Genomic DNA, 18,279 nt, shown 5'->3' with positions numbered 1-18,279 from the left:
AAGCGACTAAATTCTTCATCGAACACCTCACGCAGTGGTTTTATCACCCGCTTTTTTTAATACAGTAATTATTGGCGCTAATTGAGTTTATAATAGCGGTTAAACCGTTTTTGAATTACATCGACCAACGTGAGTAGAACATGGCCCATAAAGTACGTTATAAGTTTAAAGGTGTGGCAAAAGAGATTAATTTTTCTTACAGCCGCTATCAAAATATGCATGAAGCCGTGGCCGATGCTGAGGGAATAGATCTTTCCCAGTTCCTGCAAACTGAACAGCAACTATCCGCTATCAGTAAAGACAAAAAAACCGTAAGAAACTTCAGAGATACCGAATTTGTAAAAATGGGGTTTTCTGACTTGTACTTCTTAAAGAACGGTCAAGAATGATGGTGGGCCGATAGGGTTCGAACCGCTGATTCCGGAGTCTGATACCATCAATCAGCTTTTGATTGATGATCTTCAACCAACCCATGAAAAACCTCAATAGCCATATCAAAGCTTTCATCGTTGTTGAAATAAAGCTGACTTAGTCGGCTTTTCTTTATTTTGTAGGTAGCGCTGGCAAAGGCTAGCGCTTCTCTAAAGCTGCTAAACTCTTCATCGAACACGTTAAACACCTGGTGCTGCGGCTTTGACACCCGCGTTGTGCTGCCGTTTATTTCATAGTCGAACCCAGCAAATTGAAGGCGTGAAAGGGTTTCTTTGCCTAATCGCATGCCGCCTTTAAGGCTTATTTGAAATGCCGCGTCCATTTCTTCAATTTCTTCCATGCTCCAGTGGTTAAACACCCGAATAGCCTTTTTGTACTTTTCTGCCAATCGCTTTTTTAAGGTGTTTATTCTGGGTTCTAGGGTGCCGTTGTTTTCATTTTTTAGCAGGTCGAAGCATTCATTGCATGAAGGCACGGAGATGAAATCGGCCTGTAGGTGCCCGCTTTGCCAGTCGTGAATGAATTTTATGGGCGGGATAAAGTCTTGGCGCGCAGTTTCGCAGCCGCAATAAAAACAGCGCCCGAAGTCTTCTGAATTCAAAGCTCGTAGTGGCTGGTAGAATTTTTGGTAATTCTTTACTGACATGCTGCCATTTGCTTGAACGTTGTTGCGAAAAAATAGGGCTATTTATGGTGGTTACGTTAACACAGCACGCCTTTGGTGAAAGTTAATTGTGGCGCTTTAAAATGAAAAAAGCGCCACCTTTTGGTAGCGCTTTGCTTTATAACTTACGGGTCACTTAATCACTATTTAAAAGTTAACCAGTATTTATGACCTGTTCGGTAAAGCCTACAATCGCGATGGCTTACTGTGTGGGTCGCCTTCAATGTGATCTTTCGGCCCACGTGGTTTTGGTTTTGCGGCTATAGGCACATCTTCTTCGGCTTCTTCTTCAAGATCCCAGCTGCCCTCTTCGCTCCACGGGTCGTCGTCTGGGAACTCGCCAATGTTAATTTCTTTTACCGAATAGTCGGGCTGGTAACGCATGTCGTAGTTTGCGGCCCGTACAATTGAAATACACAGCATAAAGGCTACAGCTAACAGTGGTACGCCACCAATTATCGAAGCGGTTTGCAGTGTTTCTAACCCGCCCACAAACATAAGTACGAAGGGCATGAAAGATAGCGCAAAGGCCCAGAATAAACGGTTCCAGCGCAGTGGCTCTTCGTCTACTTCTTTTTGTACAACGGCAGCCAAAATGTATGAAATGGAATCGAACGTCGTGGCGGTGAATATAAGCGCCAGTAGCGTGAATACAGAAATCACTAAGTAGTCGAGCGGCAGCGTATGCAGCATGGCAAAAATGGCCGCTGTTGGGCTTTCTTGGTTCAGTATAGTAACTACATCCAGTTCACCCGATAGCTGTAGGTACAGGCCATAATTGCCCATTACCATGAAGAATAAGAAGCAGCCCATGGTGCCGAAGAACATTGAGCCCGCCACCATAGTACGAATGGTACGGCCCCTTGAAATACGGGCAATAAATAAGCCTACACTTGGCGCGAACACCAGCCACCAAGCCCAGTAGAAAATAGTCCAGTCTTGCGGAAAGTGAGTGTCTTCAAAGCCGTTGAATTCGGCGAACGGCTCTAGCCATGTGGCCATTTTAATGATGTTACTCATTACTCGGCCAAGGGCGTCTAGGCCGGTATTGGCCATAAATAGTGTGGGCCCAACAATGAAGATAAATAGCAGTAACCCTACGGCCAGCCAAAAGTTAATGTCTGACAGCAGCTTAATGCCTTTTTTAAGGCCAACATACGCGCTGTAGCCGAATATGGCGGTACAGGTTATTAGCACGACTACCTGCGTAGTCAGCGATTTAGGTACCCCGAATAGTTCGTGTACCCCTTCGTTTATCATAGGTGCCGCCAAGCCTAGCGTGGTGGCCCCGCCACCTAACATACCGAAAATAAAGCTGATATCGATAATTTTACCTAACCAACCGTGAGCCATTTTCTCGCCGATTACAGGCATGAGGGCTTCGGAGATTTTAAGTACGCTGTGGTTACGTACGTAGTAGAAGTAAGCAATAGGTACCGCAGGAATAAGGTAGATAGCCCAGGCTAACGGCCCCCAGTGAAATATGCCGTAGGCCGCGGCCCATTTCGCGGCTTCAGGGGTTTCGCCTTCTATGTGAAACGGGGGCGCTTGGTAGTAGTACACCCACTCAATCATTGACCAGTACAAGATAGACGCCCCAATACCGGCACAAAATAGCATAGCGGCCCAGGATACGGGCGAGAACTCGGGCTTTTCTTCTGGGTCGCCCAGTTTTATTTGGCCGATATCGCTGAACATGATGTAAACCATGAAGCCACCTGCGCCCACACCGAGTAACAGATATAAAACGCCTAGCTTACTGGTAACAAACTCTTTGGCCGTGGCTACCCACTGGGCGCCTTGGTCGGGCCAAATGATAAGAGGAATGGTGACGGATAATAGAAGAAAGAGTGAGCCAAAAAACGTAGGCTTATCGATTACGCTAAATGCGGTTTCCTTTTCAGTGCTAGCCTTTGATGAGGCTGCCTCTCGGGTATTACTACTCATACACGATCCTTTGTTTTATTTTTATAGATGCCATTATGCTGTACCGCTTTAAACGGGCAATCTTCGAAAACAGTTTATCAGAATAGTGTGAATTGAGAGGGCAATGATTTTTTAGGGAGCTCGCGCGTTGTTAGCAAGTAGTTTTAAAAAAAGGATTATTAACGAAGAGTTATGCGCGTAAGTGCTTTAGCCCAAGTCAGTTGGGCTAAAGCGTTCTTATGTAGACCATACGTTATTTATTCGCGTGCTGAGTTTCAGGTTTAGCCAGCCATTCTCTGCCTTTTAGCATACCTTCCCAATAAATGGGTGGAAGCAACTTTTCTTTTAAATACCATGCTAGGCGCGACGGTTTCGTACCGTCGAGTACCCACGTCGGCATGCTGTTAAGAATTTTTCCGCCGTAGCCAAATTCGGCCAATATCACTTTACCTCGCTCTACAGTAAGCGGGCAGCTGCCATAACCGTTGTAGATGGCTTTATCTGTTTGCACACCGCGCTCGTAAAGCAAGTTATTGGCAACCACTGGGGCTTGCATGCGCGCCGCCGCGGCTGTTTTAGCATTAGGGGCGTTTATGGCGTCGCCAAGGGCAAAAATATTTTCAAACGACTTGTGCTGCAGCGTTGACTGGTCGACATCAATCCAACCAGTGCCATCAACAAGCGGGCTAACTTTGATAAAATCTGGCGGGGACTGGGGCGGAACCGCGTGCAGCATGTCGAATTCAGTTTCAACAAGCGGGGCGTCTGGGTCTGCCACCTTCTTAAAAGAAGCCACTTTTGCTTTGCCATCCACCTTCACCAGCTGGTGTTCAAAGTTAAGCGTTGCGTGGTATTTTTTAACGTATTCCATAAGTGCCGGCACATATTCTTTTACACCAAAAAGTACGGCGCCCGTGTTGTAGAACTCAACGTTAATATCGTTTAGCACGCCTTCTTTAAACCAGTGGTCGCAAGACATATACATGGCTTTTTGCGGCGCACCTGCACACTTAATTGGCATTGGCGGCTGTGTAAATACTGCCTTCCCCTTTTTAAGGTTTTTTACCAATTCCCATGTGTAGGGCGCCAAGTCAAAACGGTAGTTCGACGTCACACCATTTTCACCTAGGGATTCGCTTAAGCCTTCCACTTTATTCCAATCTAGCTTAATGCCGGGGCAAACCACCAAGTGTTCGTATTTAATGGTGCGGCAGCCGTCTACCACTATCATGTTTTCTTTTGGCGCAAAGGCCGCTACGCCGGCTTTTATCCATTTAACATTATTAGGAATAACAGAGGCCACAGTGCGCACAGTGTCGTTAGCGTTAAATACGCCCCCGCCGACTAGCGTCCAGCCAGGCTGGTAGTAGTGCACTTCATTGGGCTCTACTATGGCGATATCTAAATCTGGACATCGCGATTTCAAACTAGAGGCAACAGCAACACCGCCCGCGCCCGCCCCTACAATCACTACCGCATGAGAGTGATCGGCATGGTCGCTGGGTGTTTCACCGCCGTTTTTTAGGCGTCGCACTACCCCGCTTAAGTCATAGCCGGCTTTCTGCGACATACAGAGTATGTCTTCATAAGAAAGGGTTTTGGTTGCGGTCATGGCCCATAACGTAATAGAGCGTGTGCCCGTTCGGCAGTAGGCAAATACGGGGCCCTCTAACTTTTGTAAGTTCGCTTCAAACGTTATTGCGTCTTGCTGGGTTACTTTTCCGCTAACTACTGGCTGATATACGCAGGATAAACCCAGCGACGATGCTTTGGCTTCTATTTCCGCAAAGGTAGGCTGGTCTGCCCCTTCACCATCAGGGCGGTTACAGATAATAGATTTAAACCCTGTTGCTTTTATTGCCTCTAGATCATCCACTGAAATTTGAGGGCAGACAGATAGCTGTTGTGTTACGTTGGCATATTGCATAACTCACCCCTTCAAATGGCATTCACAGGAATTTTGATGAACTGCTTACCACCTTCAGATTTTTCGCCGAACTGGCCGTTTCGAAGGTTTGCTTGAATGGCGGGTAACAGTAATTTCGGTACCGCAAGGGTTGCATCTCTTGCTTCGCGCTTTTCCACATATTCCTGAAGGGTTACTTCTGGACGAATTTGCTTGTTCGTTTCCTTAGCTTCTTTGATAGATACTGTTGATAGCGGGGCTACACCCTCTTTAGGATAATCATGACCAAGGTAAACGGTGGTGTCGTCTGGCAGGGTGAAGAAGCGCTGGATAGTGTTGTAAAGTTGCTCAGCACTGCCACCCGGGAAGTCGCAGCGCGCCGTCCCTAAGTTAGGGGCGAACATGGTGTCGCCTACGAATATTTTGCCGTCTACCAAGAAGCTTGCGCAGGCTGGGGTGTGCCCCGGCGTGTGCCATACTTTTACTTCATATTTACCGATATTGAAGGTGTCGCCTTCTTCGAAAAGCACATCGAATTGACTGCCGTCTCTTGGCGTGTCGTTCGCCGTTTCAAATACGTCTAGCCAGGTATCTAATACCGTTTTAATACCTGAGCCAATACCAATTTTGCCGCCAATTTTAGACTTTAAATAGTGCGCTGCGGTAATGTGATCGGCGTGCACGTGGGTTTCTAAAATCCACTTATTCTTAAGCTGGTTTTGGTTGATGAAGTCGATAACTTTGTCGGCGCTTTCCATTGACGCGCGACCCGAAAAGATATCGTAATCGGCAACAGAATCTATCACGCCACACTCTTTGGAAGCGGGGTCGAATAGCACGTAGGTAAACGTGGCCGTTTTGTTATCGTAAAAGGTTTCAACGTTCATGGGTGTTCTCCTAAAGAAGTTCTTTGGTCATGATGAAAACGGCAATAACTAGCGTGAAGAATGCAAAGAACTTCTGCAAAGCTGCACCGTCTAGTTTTCCCGCTACCTTCGTGGAGACAGCCATCCCAATAAACGTGGCTACCAGCATAAGCGGCAGCAAAGGCATCTCCAATTGAATTCCGGTTTGTAGGTCGCCAATGAAGCCAAGCAACGACTTTAGGGCGATGATGAATAGCGACGCGCCCACCGCATTCTTCATGGGCATGCCTAAAATAAGTACCAAGGCAGGTATAATTAGAAAGCCCCCGCCCGCGCCGAGTATGCCGGTAACAACACCAACTACGGCGCCTTCAATAACTATCAGCCCAACGTTGGGTTGTTTATTCTCAATAACCTGTGTTGCTGGCGCCGATTTGCTGTAAGCCTTTTTTAACATCATGGCAGCCGAGGCCAACATGAGCATGGCGAATAGCACCATGATGCCCAGGTTTTTATCTATGGTTAGCGATTGAACAGAAATGGTTTCGGGAATGGCGGGCATGAGGAAGGCCCGTGTTAGATAAACAGCAATGATGGAAGGTACAGCAAATAAAATAGACGCTTTAACGTCAACTAAACCCTCTTTGAAGTACCTTATTGCGCCGAATGCGGCTGTGGCACCAACAATAAGCAATGAATAGCCGGTGGCGACATCTGGCGTAACGCCCATTAGGTAAACAAGGATAGGCACGGTAAGGATAGAGCCCCCTCCGCCTATTACGCCTAAAACCATTCCCATTAATACAGCAGCGATGTAGCCAAGAATAATCATATCGACACCTTATTTCATTTTGTTATATCATAGAACAAAATATATAATAATGTACATCTCAAATATATATTTAATTTTCGTGCTGCTGTAATATCAAGACAATTGAACTTAGCGTTTATGATAAATTCCATGAAAATCAATACTTTTACTAATTTAGCGTTTCGCGTTTTGATCTATCTTGCGCTGCGAAAAAATCATCTAGTGAAGACAAACGACATTGCTGATGCGTATTTCGTGTCTTTCAATCACTTAAAAAAAGTCATTACGCTGCTTATTGAGCAGGGGTATATCACTGGCACAAAAGGGCGCGGTGGTGGTATTACGCTGGCAAAAGAAGCGGAAGAAATTAATTTAGGCGATGTTTTTCGCCTTACCGTAGAAGACGTGGCATTGGCAGAGTGCTTTGCATCGCCAACGAATAAATGTGTTATTTCCCCCGCGTGTCGCTTGAAGTCAATTCTTCAAGATGCTGCTGATAAGTTCATTAGCGAGCTTGACCGATTTACGCTGCACGATTTAGTGAAAGACAGAGAGGGCGCACTAGCCATGCACCTTGCCATCGATTTTATAGAAGTTGAATAGCAGGCCTTATTTAGGCTGCTGTTCGTAATATGTTTTTATGATAGCGCTTTTTGATTAAGGCATTACACAAGTAGGTTTAGGAGAGAAAATTGGAAAACTGGACATCAACGCCCTTCGAGCCGCTTGCCGGTTTGGCAGGCGGGCTGCTTATAGGTTTATCAGTAGTTTTATTACTGCTTACCCTTGGCCGTATTGCAGGTATTTCAGGTATTGCCGCAGGCGCGATGACACAGCGCGGCATTGAACGCTACTGGCGCTTGGCGTTTTTAATAGGTGTTGTGCTATCTGCCGTGCTTTATATTGGGTTTACCGGCGGTATGCAGGTTCAAACGCAAATGAGCTCGGCGTGGCTGGTTGTTGCTGGCTTGCTAGTGGGCTTTGGTACACGCCTTGGCTCTGGCTGCACATCGGGCCACGGAGTGGCTGGCCTTTCAAGGTTATCACCCCGCTCTATTGTTGCCACGCTCACGTTTATGGGTGCGGCTGTACTTACCACCACAATTATCAGACACCTGTAAATTAACTGAGGAAAGAAAACATGAGAGTAATTATCGCCTCGCTACTTTGCGGGCTGTTGTTTGGCCTAGGCCTGTTAATTTCAGGTATGAGTAACCCTGCTCGCGTGCTTAATTTTTTAGATTTAAGTGCCAACTGGGATGCCACGTTAGCATTTGTAATGGGCGGTGCTATTTTGGTGGCTGCGCCAGGTATGTATTGGGTACGCAAGCGCAACAAGCCTTTGTTTGCCGATAAGTTTGATATACCAACTAGCAAAACTATCGACGCTAAATTGATATTAGGCTCTGCCGCATTTGGTATCGGCTGGGGTATCAGTGGTTTTTGCCCAGGCCCTGCCGTAGTTGCTATTGCGTCGCTTCAAACTGATGTGCTGATGTTTGTAGGAGCAATGATCATTGGCATGCTGGCGCAGCATTGGTTGAAGCCTAAATCGGCATAAAACATAACTGCCTCTTTTTGCGGCTTTATCCCCTGGTGGGGATAAAGTCATAATTATCCCCACCAAGGGATAAACTGTGGCTGCCACTTACAAAAAGTGCAAATGGCTCACTTAACGATTTGCGGTTTTCCCTTTCAATAAGCCCACACCCAAGGCGGCCATTGTTACGGCAATAACGCCGTTTAGATAGTTGAAAAAGGCATAGGGTGCATAGTCGAGAACCTCAACCCCAAGGGTGGCAGAATAGAATGCTCCCGCTGTTGTCCAAGGAACAAGCCCTGTGGTCATGGTGGCGCCCTCTTCTACCGACCGTGACAGCACAGCAGGGTCTAGCTTCTGTTGTTCGTATTTTGCTTTGAATAACTGGCAATTTAATATGATTGAGATGTAGGCTTCGCCCATAGCCACATTGCCCAAAAAACCAGAGGTTATGGTTACCGCAATTAAGCTTGCTGTGCGCTTCACCCGTTTGATAATGCCCGCCAACAGCGCCGATAAAAAGCCTGCACCGTGCAGTATGCCGCCTAATGCGATTGCCATTAAGGCGAGCAGTAAGGTCCAGCTCATACTGCTGATGCCGCCCCGCCCAAGTAGAGCATCTAAATTCGCGATACCCGTATTTTTAGGGGTATTCTCCCAAAGCGCGTTGAGTACGCTTGTGGTATTGGTATCTTGGTAGAAAATGGCGATGATAACGGCAAGCAAAATGCTGAATGACATGGTGACTTCAGCCGGCACTTTTTTAATGCTTAGCACCGTAAGTAGCACCAGCGGTAACAGTGTTATATAGGGTGCAAGGTTATAATGCATGGCAAGCGCTGCTTTAATTTCAAATACCTGACCCGCATTTAAACTTTCGCTTGCGTAGCTAAAACCTATCACTAAAAAAATGACCAATGCGAGAAGGAAGCTAGGCACCGTAGTAAACAGCATACTATACATATGCTTATAGAGGTTCGTGCCCGCACTCATAGCCGCGAGGTTGGTGGTATCAGAAACCGGCGACATTTTATCCCCAAAGGTTGCGCCACACACCACCATTGCCGCCACAATGGGAGACGGTATGTTCATGGCTTCACCAATGCCCATTAACACCACGCCCATAGTCCCCACGGTTCCCCACGATGTGCCTGTTGATACCGACATTACCGCACAAAGAATTAACCCCACTGCCAGAAACACACTGGGATTTAGCCAACTTAACCCGTAATAAATGAGCGTTGAGATAGTGCCGCTTTGCATGAAGCTGGCGATAACCATTCCAATGAGTATGAAGATATAAATGGCCGGCATGGCCCGCGTTAATGCGCTTGTCATTAATTCGCGAATTTGCAGGTACGTGTATCCCAAACTAAAGGCATTCGCTCCAGCCCAAAGCAAACAAAGAAAAATTAATGCATGCAGGCTAATACCCAAGCCGAACAATCCACCTGCTATTAGCGCGACAATGACGCCAAAACAAAGCAGTGACTGAGCAAAACTGGGGCTACGCAAAGATGGAGGCGACGATAGTGACACGTGGGTACGCTTAAAAATTAAGTGGTAAGAACAGTATAACGAACTTGTAATGCGTTGTGATGACTTTCACATGCTTTTAGCTTGAGGGGAAACGTTCATGCTTTCAAAGGGAAATGGCCCGCCCTAGAGGATTCGAACCTCTGACCTCGGCCTCCGGAGGGCCGCGCTCTATCCAGCTGAGCTAAGGGCGGTTTGTACTAACAGTGCAGTCACTGTGTGGCGCATATATTAATGTTCTACGATATTACACATAGGATGCGAACGGGCGTAATGATACTTATGGCACAGGCTGGCATCAACTGATTTATTAAAATCTCTTTAGACCACTTGGTTCTAGTGTTAAAAATCCTTACTTTTTATAGGTAATTGGCCTCAAATAGTTGTTCAGGCCCAATTTACCGTTATAATCTGGTCAGTTATATTTTAAACAAACTCATCCTTGCCTGGAGACAGATGTGAAATTAAAGACTTGGTTAACTGTGGCTGCTACTGCGCTAACTGTTTTTGCAGCACAAGCACAAGAAATGAGTAATGATGAAATTGCCGAGCGTATTAAACCGCTAGGCCAAGTACACGTTGCAGGTGCAGCAGCACAAGGCAGCGCGGCGGCAGCTGGCGGCGCAAAATCTGGTGAAGACGTTTACAACTCAGCGTGTGTTGCATGTCACTCAGCAGGCGTATTGGGCGCACCTAAGTTTCAAAATGCAGCTGACTGGCAGCCTCGTCTGGATGAGCGCGGTCTTGACGGTGTATGGCAAAACGCATTAAACGGTATTAACGCCATGCCTCCTCGCGGAACATGCGGAAACTGTTCTGATGACGAAATTAAAGCAGCGATCGAGTATATGATTGAGGGTATCTAATACCCGCACAATCCCTACAACTTGATGGAAAAAGTAGCGTTTTACCTGCTATTCGGGTAATTTAACCTGTTGGGGTAACGTTACTTTTTAACTGGCGAGCGGAATGTCAAAAGATTCGACGCAATATGAGTTGACGGAAGAAGAGCTGCGCGAACTTATACCGCAGCTTCAGCAACTCACCGACAAGTATAAGCGCGCTGAACGTGTTCAGAAGGCGCTTTTTGATATTTCTGAACTTGCCAGTTCTGTAAGTCACCTAAACCGCCTTTACTCCGCTATTCATGAAATCATTGCAGACTTCATGAACGCAGACAACTTCTTTGTTGCCTTTTACGAACCAGAAACCCACGTTGTCGATTTTGCTTACTTTGTTGATGAGTTCGACGAAAAAACCGTTAGGCAATTACCCGCTGAACAGCTTATGGATGGCATGACCGGTTATATTCTGAAAACCGGCAATCATTTATTTTACAAACGCGATGACGAGGAACGTTTAGCTGCCGAATACGGTATTAAACTTGTAGGCTCGCCACCCGTTGAATGGCTGGGCGTACCGCTAAAACGCGGCAGTCAAGTTATTGGGGCAATGGTAGTGCAAACCTATGATGAAGGTGTGCATTATTCACAAGAAGATTTAGAGGTCCTGCTTTTCGTTTCACAGCATATTGTGACCACGGTAGACCGAGTAAAAAATAGAGAGCTCACCGAGCGTACCATCCGCGAAAGAACCCGTCAGCTGCGAAAAATTAACGATGACCTACAGGAAGAAATTCTTGAGCGCCAGAAAGTAGAGTCGTTGCAACAAGCACTTTTCGAGATTTCTGAGCTGGCCGCTAATCTTGAAGGCGATATGGATGCGTTTTATTCCAGTTTGCATGTGATTTTGGCAAGGCTAATTAGTGCACCCAACTGCTACATCGCCATTCACAATAAAGAAGAGGACTTGTTAGAGTTCCCTTATTTTAGCGATACCAAACAAAGTGAAATTAACGCCAGGCCACTTGGATTGGGGCTGACAGAGTTTGTATTGCGTACTGGACAGGCAGAGCTTATCAACCCGCCAAGGGTACTGGAGCTTGCAGAGTCGGGAGAGATTGACGTTTCGCTAGCGCAAACGATGTTGAATAGCGCAAATTCATGGCTAGGCTCGCCACTTGTTGTTGATGGTGAAATAGCGGGTGTTATCGCGGTACAAACCTACGGAAAACTAGCGAAATACAATTTACGTGATCAAGAGCTTCTCCGTTTTGTATCTCACCATATTGCCGTTGCCATTGAGCGTAAACGCAATACCGAATCAATGCAGCGCTATAACGTGCAGCTTGAAGAACGTGTTAAAGAGCGCACCGCCGAACTTAACCGCACCAACAAATTCTTAAAACAGCAGATTGAAGAGCGTAAGGAAATTGAGCTTAAGCTGATTCACGATGCGCATCACGATGCCTTAACTGACTTGCCTAACCGTTCCATGTTTACCAGCCGCTTGGAGCTTGCCATAGCCAGCAAGCAACGTTACAGCGATAGCATGTTTGCGGTACTGTTTATTGACTTAGACAGATTTAAGGTTATTAACGACACCCTTGGCCACCACGCTGGCGACGAGTTCCTTATCGAAGTAGCCCGGCGTATAACGCTGTGTATTCGCGGCCATGACTTACTGGCCCGTTTAGGCGGCGATGAGTTTGTTGTGCTTCTTGATAACTTTGAAGATGAGGCAGATGTAGAAGAAGTCGCTAATCGCATTATTTCGTCTATTTCTGAGCCGTTTTTACTTGATGGTCGTGAAATGTATTCTGGCGCAAGCATAGGTATCGCTCATCTAGAGAGCTATTATCGCAGCGCAGATGAAGTACTACGTGATGCTGACGCTGCCATGTATCAAGCAAAGACTCTTGGCCGCGGTCGCTTTGTGATGTTCGATAAAAGTATGCGAGACAGGCTTATTGAAGAGCTTGAGCTTGAAAATGAATTTAGGCGAGCACTACGAGAAGAAGAGTTCGACTACTTCCTGCAGCCTGTCATTAAGCTTAACGATAACAGCACGCTTTACAGAGAGATGTATGTCCGCTGGTCACACCCCGCTTATGGCAAGATAGCCAGAGAGCAATTCAGGCAAGTGGCCGAGCAAAGTGGGCTTACATTAGACCTCGATCTGTTCCAGCTCACAAAAGCCTGCGAATTGCTTAACCACTACGCTAAGTCCGATGAGCCTATCAACAAGATTGCGGTGAACGTTTCAATAAACCATCTATTACAAGCCTCTATGGTTAACCAAATGCTAAATGTAATAGAAACCTCTGGCATCACTCCGAATCAATTAGTGTTCGAATTTGATGAAAACGATTTAAACCGACGCTCTCAGTTCATCCTTCCTGCTATCAAGAAATTAAAGCGTGCAGGCGTGACTTTGGTGTTAGACAACTTTGGAAGTGGCTTGGCCTCGCTAAGTTACTTGTTTGCCTACCCCTTCGACTTTATAAAAATTGATCATCGATTTGTGAAGTCGCTTCCCCGCTCTCAACGTAATTTGAAGCTTATTCAGTCTGTCATGCTTATTTCTGAGCATTTGAAGTTTCAGGTTATTGCAGAGGGTGTTGACTCTCAAGCCCAGCTTGATGCCCTCAATGACATTGAGTGCATTTATGGGCAAGGCAAAGTATTGAAGCATGCAAGAGTACTTGATATGGCTTCGTTAGCAAGTTAAAAGTAAGCACTTACTATCATCAAAAAAAACATAAAATTAGCGCTTTTCTCTAATCTCTACTTTTTACTTTTTACTTTTTACTTTTTACTTTTTACTTTTTACTTTTTACCAAGAATATCTCGAAGATTAGCGATACCCACCTGCCCTTTTTGCTGACGCTCTTCTTTGGTAGCTTTGGGCTTTTGATTTTCCCACTGGAGATCATCGGGCGGAAGTTCGAATAAGAACCGGCTCGGCTCTGGATTAATGACTTCTCCGAACTGCCGACGCTCTTTGGCATGGCTGAAAATAAGTTCACGCTGGGCTCGGGTAATGCCTACATATGCAAGCCTACGCTCTTCTTCAACATTATCCTCATCAATACTGCTTTGGTGAGGTAACAGTCCTTCTTCCATGCCCACTAAGAATACAATAGGAAACTCCAAACCTTTGGAAGCATGCAGGGTCATGAGCTGAACTTGGTCCCCTTCCCCGTCGTCTTCGCCTCGCTCCATCATGTCACGAAGAATAAGACGGTTCACCACCTCAGTTAGCGTCATAGGCTGATCTAGGTCGTTGCCTTCCAACATGTCGTTAACCCAACCAAATAACGTACTTACGTTGGCCATGGCCATTTCAGCGGCTTTGGGGCTGGCACTCGTTTCATACAACCACTCTTCATATCCCATGGTGCGGATCATCGTACGAACGGCTTCTGCGGTATTGCCACGCTCTGCGTTATCCGATAACTCCACCACCCAGCGTGCAAAGGCAGAAACTGAATGAAAGGCTTTATCGGGCAGCACGCTATTTAAGTTAGGGTGCGTCGCCGCCTCAAACATTGACACGCCCAAGCTATTGGCAAAGTTACCTAGTTTCTCAAGCGTGGCGCGGCCTATACCTCTTCCAGGCGTGTTAATGATACGCAGCAAAGCGTTATCATCGTCCTGATTCACTAATAGTCGCAAATAGGCCATGATGTCTTTCACTTCGGCCCGGCCAAAGAAAGACATACCGCCGCTTATCTTGTAAGGAATGCGGTTGCTCATTAGCAGTTTTTCGAAGATACGGCTTTGATGATTTCCGCGATACAAAATGGCGTAGTCTTTAAATTGAGTGCGGTTCATAAACTTATGAGCCAGCAATTCTGCCACTACACGCTCGCCTTCATGCTCTTCGTTTTTCGCTTCGATGACTTTTAGCGGTTCACCGTACTGCAACTCTGAAAACAGGGTTTTATCGAACAGGTGCGGATTGTTTTGGATAAGAATATTCGCGCAATGCAGGATACGGCCTGACGAGCGATAGTTTTGCTGCAGCTTAATAACGTTTAAACGGGGAAAATCCTGCTGTAACAAATGCAGGTTCTGTGGCTTTGCGCCCCGCCACGAATAAATAGACTGGTCGTCGTCGCCAACCACGGTAAAGCGTGCGCGCTCGCCCACCAATAATTTTACTAGCTCATACTGGCTGGTGTTAGTGTCTTGATATTCGTCTACCAGCAGATAGCGAATTTTACTTTGCCACTTTGCTCTTATTGCTTCACTGCTTTTTAGCAGTAGTGTGGGAAGCAAAATAAGGTCGTCGAAGTCTAGCGCGTTGTAGGCCTTTAAATTGTCTTGGTATCGCTTGTAGGCTTCTGCAAACTCTCGTTCACCCGTGCTGGTTGCTGACCGTAATAAGGCATCGGGCAAGATAAGGTCATTTTTCCAATTTGAAATGCAGCTTTGTAAAAGCTGAAGCTGATCTTTGTCGCCATCCAGAGTGTCAGACGTTAAATCATTTAGTAGAGCAAACGAGTCTTTATCATCGAACAACGAAAAGCCTGGTTTTAACCCTAAGTCTTTCACGTGGGCTTTAATAATGGTTAAGCCCATAGTGTGGAAGGTAGACACTTTGAGCCCGCGCGCCTCGGGCTTGCCCAAGGTCTGCGCCACACGCTCTTTCATTTCACGAGCAGCTTTGTTAGTAAAGGTAACAGCCGCAATATACCGGGCTGGCATATCACAGTTTCGCACTAAATGAGCAATCTTGTTGGTAATTACACGGGTTTTACCACTGCCTGCCCCAGCCAGCACCAAACATGGCCCAGACACATAGGTTACGGCAGATTCTTGAGCTTCATTTAGTTTCATTTAATTCCTAAAACAACGTTCACGAGGGTTCAACACAGTTTTCATTGCATGTCGTGTCGATACCGATAGAATAGCTTTAATATTTTGAGCTGCGCATTATAAGGGAATTCCATGTTGGATCCGAAGAAACTCGAAGATTTAGCGAAACAAATTGCTGATGCCGTACCACCCGGCGTAAAAAACATGGCTGAAGAAGCTGAGGCCCGCGTAAAAACTGTTTTGCAGTCGCAGCTATCTAAGCTTGATTTAGTGACGCGTGAAGAATTTGATATTCAAAGCCAGGTGCTTATTCGCACTCGTGAAAAACTAGACGCGATGGAAGGCCGCATTGCTGAGCTTGAAGCAAAACTAGCAGAAAAGTAGACATTGGTACTTCTAGAAACCTGAAAGCGCCTTTACGGCGCTTTTTTGTTGAACTATATGAACCGAAATATTAAATCTATAACTGCTCTTTTTTCCAAGGTTTTTTAAGCCCTTGGAAGGCTACATCAAGATCTCTAAACCTTTCTGTTCAACAAGGTTTAAAAGCTTTAGAGATGTGCCTCGAGGCTTTTTGCTTCCTTGCTCCCACTGCTTTATGGTCGAAGGCGTAATATTTAAATAGGCAGCAAAAACGGCTTGGCTTACTCTGGCTCTTTCACGTATAGCTTTTATCCGCTGTCCGTCATATTGCTCAACTTTAGGTAAACATAATGCATCGAATTGATACATTGTCTGCTTATCCATAATTCCAGCTTCGCTCAGATCTTTTGCCGTACGGTGTACTACATCTAAAATGCCATCTTTCATGTTATCTCACCTCTTCAACACTACCTGAATCAATAGCTTTTTTAAGCTGCTCATCGCTATAGTTAAATAGCTCTTTAGCTAAGAGTTTTAAAGCCTTCATGTCTTTGACACTAACGTTCGAACGAGTACTTTTGGAAAAGCCGTAGATAAAAAAGGCTTTAGTATCAACTTGAAATGCTATTAGGGTTCTTAAACTTCCACTTTTACCTCGCCCACCACTAGGACGGGTTTCTTAAAAACATTCGCACCTAAATCTGCGTCAACTAATCCCTGTTGCATCTCTGCAATCGCTACTTTTAGCAAGCTATCTGATAAGCCTTCTTTGCTCGCCCATCTCTTAAACCACTTTAATTTATATATGCGTATAGATTCCATTCGACACCAAAAGTATAACACTTAGTATCACACTTTGTGCACAAATTTTAAAATACTCAGTGTAGTAAAGCGTGTACCTGTTTAAGCTAGCAAACACTTTAAACAGGCTATCGATTAGGAAAAAGGGGACTTTGGTACAGGTTGAAGCAGGCTTTTAGCGCTGTAATTTATAAAAATTATACTAGCGCTAAATAGCTACCAATGTTGTTGATAAGTTTTACCTTACTAAACCAAATAAAAGTGAAGTGCTGTACCTAGGGTAACGGCTAAGCCGATATAGTGGTTTTCGATAAACGCGGTAAAGCAGCCTTCACGCTGGCGGCGTTTAATAAGTTGATATTGACGCACACATAGTAAAGCCGAAAACAGAACGGCGATATAGTAAGGCCAAGTGGCATTAATAGCGCAGCCTATAAACCATAGAATGGTTAGCGCCAGGGCTTGTAGCAGCATGACTATCAGCACGTCGTTTTTACCAAACAATATGGCGGTAGACTTAACACCTATTTGCAGGTCGTCGTCGCGGTCTACCATGGCGTACATAGTGTCGTACGCTACTGTCCATAGTAAGTTGGCAACGAACAACCACCACGCGTAGGTAGGTACACTTTCCAACACTGCCATAAAAGCCATAGGAATGGCCCAGCCAAAGGCGGCCCCCAAAACCACCTGCGGTAAGTGGGTATAACGTTTCATGAAGGGATAGCTTGCAGCCAGGAGCAAAGCAATAACCGACAGCGCAATGGTTTGCCAATTGAGAAACAGCACAAGCACAAATGCTATGGCGATAAGCACGCCAAATAGCTGTAGCGCTTGTTTAGATGTGACCTCTCCGGTTGCCAACGGTCGCTGCGCCGTGCGCTTTACGCTTCCATCCACTTTTCTGTCTGCATAGTCATTAATCACGCAGCCTGCTGAACGCATAACGATAACGCCAGCTACAAAAATTAGCGTTATACCTAACGACGGCAAACCCTGAGCAGCCATTAAAAGCGCCCACAGGGTTGGCCATAGCAGTAAGTAAATACCTACGGGTTTATCTAAGCGCATGAGTCGCGCGTACGCATTCCAATTGTGTTTCATAATTGTTTTTCGCTTTGTATGTTACTGCCCGCGGGCTGACGATACGCCGGACAAGCCGGAAGGAAAACCTCGGCCACTATCATGCTGTAACTGTCTAACGTAAACAACGACCGTCTACCCCACAAAGTTTCATTGCTATTTATACCAAATTGCGAAGCCGAAACCTGACATACTTCAAAAGCAGAGCGGATAAAGCGCGCATCATTGAAAAGACGCTTTCCCAACGGCTCTTGACCTAGGTTCGATAACTCACTATCAACAAATGCTTGGGGAATGATAGAGCGCGCAAATACCCAAGGGGTGTGATCGCCACACAGCAATATTTCCCGGGCTTGATAGCTGGTTTGACCGTTAACGTGCAAAAGAGACAGTTCGTTACTATGAGGGGTTTGAGTTTGTTGACCTAGTAGCTCTAACGCAAAATGTTCGCTTGATGATTGCACACGCTCGGTAAGTGAACCCGTGTCTAATAGCCAGCTGTTAAGCTGTAAATGAGGAATTGTGACGTCAGACGGTGCTTGCCAATTAACCGGCAGACCCACTGGAAAAGTGGCATTAAAACTCACACGAAAAACCCGAATAATGAATCTGTTAGTATGATAACACGTCATATTCAAATATTTTCATTAGGTTAAACTTTTGCAGTAGTGTGTTTAATCTGAGTTTT

The 18,279-nt window shown here is 45.8% G+C and carries 17 protein-coding genes, 1 tRNA gene and 1 pseudogene; 7 read left to right on the top strand and 12 right to left on the bottom strand.

Annotated features, from left to right (window positions below):
• Positions 1-140 precede the first annotated feature (140 nt).
• The gene (locus C6Y39_RS02990) at positions 141-389 is read left to right on the top strand and encodes a DUF2960 family protein (protein ID WP_105929847.1); all 249 of its coding nucleotides are present in this window, start codon (positions 141-143) and stop codon (positions 387-389) included.
• Positions 390-436: 47 nt separating this feature from the next.
• Here the strand turns inward: C6Y39_RS02990 and C6Y39_RS02985 are convergent, their stop codons facing one another.
• From C6Y39_RS02985 to C6Y39_RS02965, 5 genes are all read right to left on the bottom strand, one after another.
• Positions 437-1,078 (bottom strand): hypothetical protein, encoded by a 642-nt coding sequence (locus C6Y39_RS02985; protein WP_105929846.1) that lies wholly within the window; start codon positions 1,076-1,078, stop codon positions 437-439.
• Between the two features lie 204 nt (positions 1,079-1,282).
• Positions 1,283-3,043 carry a BCCT family transporter gene (locus tag C6Y39_RS02980; RefSeq protein WP_105929845.1) on the bottom strand — a complete coding sequence of 587 codons (1,761 nt, stop codon included), beginning with the start codon at positions 3,041-3,043 and terminating at the stop codon, positions 1,283-1,285.
• 232 nt (positions 3,044-3,275) lie between these two features.
• Entirely contained in the window at positions 3,276-4,949 is a 1,674-nt protein-coding gene (locus C6Y39_RS02975) for a bifunctional protein tyrosine phosphatase family protein/NAD(P)/FAD-dependent oxidoreductase (RefSeq protein WP_105929844.1), read from the bottom strand.
• Positions 4,950-4,960: 11 nt separating this feature from the next.
• Entirely contained in the window at positions 4,961-5,815 is an 855-nt protein-coding gene (locus C6Y39_RS02970) for an MBL fold metallo-hydrolase (RefSeq protein ID WP_105929843.1), read from the bottom strand.
• A gap of 10 nt (positions 5,816-5,825) precedes the next feature.
• Positions 5,826-6,626, bottom strand: coding sequence for a sulfite exporter TauE/SafE family protein (locus C6Y39_RS02965; protein ID WP_105929842.1), 801 nt, complete (start codon positions 6,624-6,626; stop codon positions 5,826-5,828).
• 129 nt (positions 6,627-6,755) lie between these two features.
• Here C6Y39_RS02965 and C6Y39_RS02960 point away from each other — a divergent pair, with 129 nt between their 5' ends.
• The 3 genes from C6Y39_RS02960 to C6Y39_RS02950 all read left to right on the top strand — a co-directional run bounded on the left by C6Y39_RS02960 (position 6,756) and on the right by C6Y39_RS02950 (position 8,166).
• Positions 6,756-7,208, top strand: coding sequence for an RrF2 family transcriptional regulator (locus tag C6Y39_RS02960; protein WP_105929841.1), 453 nt, complete (start codon positions 6,756-6,758; stop codon positions 7,206-7,208).
• Between the two features lie 89 nt (positions 7,209-7,297).
• Positions 7,298-7,726, top strand: a complete 429-nt coding sequence (locus C6Y39_RS02955; RefSeq protein ID WP_105929840.1) for a YeeE/YedE family protein — start codon at positions 7,298-7,300, stop codon at positions 7,724-7,726.
• A gap of 20 nt (positions 7,727-7,746) precedes the next feature.
• On the top strand, positions 7,747-8,166 hold the full coding sequence (locus C6Y39_RS02950) for a DUF6691 family protein (RefSeq protein ID WP_105929839.1): 420 nt from the start codon (positions 7,747-7,749) through the stop codon (positions 8,164-8,166).
• 111 nt (positions 8,167-8,277) lie between these two features.
• Here C6Y39_RS02950 and nhaC read toward each other — a convergent pair whose 3' ends face one another.
• The gene (gene nhaC, locus C6Y39_RS02945; protein WP_105929838.1) at positions 8,278-9,684 is read right to left on the bottom strand and encodes a Na+/H+ antiporter NhaC; all 1,407 of its coding nucleotides are present in this window, start codon (positions 9,682-9,684) and stop codon (positions 8,278-8,280) included.
• Between the two features lie 114 nt (positions 9,685-9,798).
• Positions 9,799-9,875 (bottom strand) — tRNA-Arg (locus C6Y39_RS02940).
• A gap of 264 nt (positions 9,876-10,139) precedes the next feature.
• Here C6Y39_RS02940 and C6Y39_RS02935 point away from each other — a divergent pair.
• Together C6Y39_RS02935 and C6Y39_RS02930 are read left to right on the top strand one after the other, a co-directional pair.
• Positions 10,140-10,547: a c-type cytochrome gene (locus C6Y39_RS02935; RefSeq protein WP_105929837.1), complete on the top strand. Its 408-nt coding sequence runs from the start codon at positions 10,140-10,142 to the stop codon at positions 10,545-10,547.
• A gap of 103 nt (positions 10,548-10,650) precedes the next feature.
• Positions 10,651-13,251 (top strand): sensor domain-containing phosphodiesterase, encoded by a 2,601-nt coding sequence (locus tag C6Y39_RS02930; protein WP_105929836.1) that lies wholly within the window; start codon positions 10,651-10,653, stop codon positions 13,249-13,251.
• Positions 13,252-13,349: 98 nt separating this feature from the next.
• Here the strand turns inward: C6Y39_RS02930 and rep are convergent, their stop codons facing one another.
• Entirely contained in the window at positions 13,350-15,365 is a 2,016-nt protein-coding gene (rep, locus tag C6Y39_RS02925) for a DNA helicase Rep (RefSeq protein WP_105929835.1), read from the bottom strand.
• A gap of 111 nt (positions 15,366-15,476) precedes the next feature.
• Here rep and ubiK point away from each other — a divergent pair, with 111 nt between their 5' ends.
• The gene (gene ubiK, locus C6Y39_RS02920) at positions 15,477-15,728 is read left to right on the top strand and encodes a ubiquinone biosynthesis accessory factor UbiK (protein ID WP_105929834.1); all 252 of its coding nucleotides are present in this window, start codon (positions 15,477-15,479) and stop codon (positions 15,726-15,728) included.
• A gap of 120 nt (positions 15,729-15,848) precedes the next feature.
• On the opposite strand, the gene C6Y39_RS02915 is transcribed toward ubiK, so the two are convergent.
• The 4 genes and pseudogenes from C6Y39_RS02915 to C6Y39_RS02900 all read right to left on the bottom strand — a co-directional run bounded on the left by C6Y39_RS02915 (position 15,849) and on the right by C6Y39_RS02900 (position 18,178).
• Entirely contained in the window at positions 15,849-16,154 is a 306-nt protein-coding gene (locus tag C6Y39_RS02915) for a helix-turn-helix domain-containing protein (protein ID WP_105929833.1), read from the bottom strand.
• A 1-nt stretch (position 16,155) separates the two neighbouring features.
• Positions 16,156-16,529, bottom strand: a pseudogene (locus C6Y39_RS02910) (type II toxin-antitoxin system RelE/ParE family toxin).
• A gap of 225 nt (positions 16,530-16,754) precedes the next feature.
• Positions 16,755-17,612: a 4-hydroxybenzoate octaprenyltransferase gene (ubiA, locus tag C6Y39_RS02905; RefSeq protein WP_105929832.1), complete on the bottom strand. Its 858-nt coding sequence runs from the start codon at positions 17,610-17,612 to the stop codon at positions 16,755-16,757.
• On the bottom strand, positions 17,609-18,178 hold the full coding sequence (locus C6Y39_RS02900; protein ID WP_105929831.1) for a chorismate--pyruvate lyase family protein: 570 nt from the start codon (positions 18,176-18,178) through the stop codon (positions 17,609-17,611). Before C6Y39_RS02900 ends, ubiA begins: the two co-directional genes overlap by 4 nt.
• Positions 18,179-18,279 lie beyond the last annotated feature (101 nt).

This window comes from Alteromonas gracilis, from assembly GCF_002993325.1.
Lineage (GTDB): Bacteria > Pseudomonadota > Gammaproteobacteria > Enterobacterales > Alteromonadaceae > Alteromonas > Alteromonas gracilis.
The sequence above is the reverse complement of the archived record's forward strand: the minus strand, read 5'-3'. Positions and strand labels throughout refer to the sequence as shown.